This is a genomic window from Paraburkholderia sp. SIMBA_027, from assembly GCF_046535315.1.
Classification (GTDB): Bacteria; Pseudomonadota; Gammaproteobacteria; order Burkholderiales; family Burkholderiaceae; genus Paraburkholderia; species Paraburkholderia tropica.
The window spans coordinates 1-270 of the sequence record NZ_JAWRWY010000641.1; the positions used below are offsets into that span (position 1 = coordinate 1).

General features: G+C 65.9%; 1 protein-coding gene. It reads right to left on the reverse strand.

The features are described from left to right. Window positions 1-270 (reverse strand): PP2C family protein-serine/threonine phosphatase (locus SB764_RS40575; RefSeq protein ID WP_410866838.1); only part of this gene is annotated, 270 nt, incomplete at both ends.

Genomic DNA, 270 nt, shown 5'->3' on the forward strand with positions numbered 1-270 from the left:
CCGGGAGTCCCCGATGTTCATCACGAGCCAATAGGGCAGGCCCAGATGCTCCACGACAACCACACCGGAGAGCGTCGTTCCGGCTTTGGCTCCGGTTGCTTCCCGGATGGCCTGGTGGGCTTTCAGCAGGCATGACTGCAGCTCAGCGGGAGAGGCCGTCCGCACACCGGGCGCCACTTCGGGCGCACTGCCTAGGGTCTTGACGCAGACCGCGCTGGCGATTTCCCCTGCTTCGTGGCCACCCATGCCATCGGCGACGGCGAAAACAGG